This window comes from Synechococcus sp. R8-2, from assembly GCF_047461715.1.
Taxonomy (GTDB): domain Bacteria; phylum Cyanobacteriota; class Cyanobacteriia; order Thermostichales; family Thermostichaceae; genus Thermostichus.
This window is the reverse complement of record NZ_JANSHQ010000001.1, coordinates 1-789: the sequence shown is the minus strand read 5'-3', so window position 1 is coordinate 789 and position 789 is coordinate 1. Positions and strand designations below refer to the sequence as shown.

The 789-nt window shown below is 55.1% G+C and carries 1 protein-coding gene; it reads left to right on the top strand.

What is annotated here, in order from left to right; translation table 11 throughout:
* Positions 1-164: 164 nt before the first annotated feature.
* A partial coding sequence (locus NW819_RS00005) for a response regulator (RefSeq protein WP_414412504.1) occupies positions 165-789 on the top strand: 625 nt, incomplete at its 3' end.

Sequence of the window (789 nt, the reverse complement as noted above, 5' to 3'; positions counted from 1 at the left end):
TTCAGCGTAAATGTATCAGAAAACCCTTCCCTTTCCCGGAGCAGCTCAGTGTAAAGCCTGATGCTCTTTTTTCTCTGATGGGATTACCGTAGAGGTGTTGCTACTGGGATCCTGCAGTGACCAGCTTTTCCTGTGCCCAACTCGCCAAACTCGAGATGCCCAAGATGCCCGTGACAGTTGGGATCCCTGTCACACCTTCTGCGGATGAGGCGGATGAGACAGAGATCGGTCATCTTTTGATCGTCGATGATCAGCCCAACAGCCGCCTGCTGCTGGGGGATCTGCTGCAGAGCATTGGCTACCGGGTCAGCGAGGCCGAAAGCGGCAATCAAGCCCTGCAAATGTTGAAAACCTTCCAGCCGGATCTGATCTTGCTGGATGTCATGATGCCGGGGTTAGATGGGTTCGAGGTCTGTCGACGCATCAAAGCGAATGATGAGACACGCTTGATCCCGGTGGTATTGGTTACAGCGGCCAGCGATCGCAAAAATCGCGTGCGCGGTATTGAAGCTGGGGCAGATGATTTCTTGAGCAAGCCCTTTGACGAGTCGGAATTGTTGGCGCGGGTGCGTTCCCTCGTTCGCCAAAAGCACCTCAATGAAGACTTGGATCATGCTGCTCAGGTTCTGTTCGCCATTGCCCGCAGTGTGGAAAGCCGGGATCCCACCACCGGGGATCACTGTGAGCGCCTGGCACAAATGGCCAAGAGCTTCGGCGAGTTTTTGCATCTGCCCCGTCCCCTGATCAAGGTGCTGATGTGGGGAGGTTACCTGCACGACATCGGCAAAG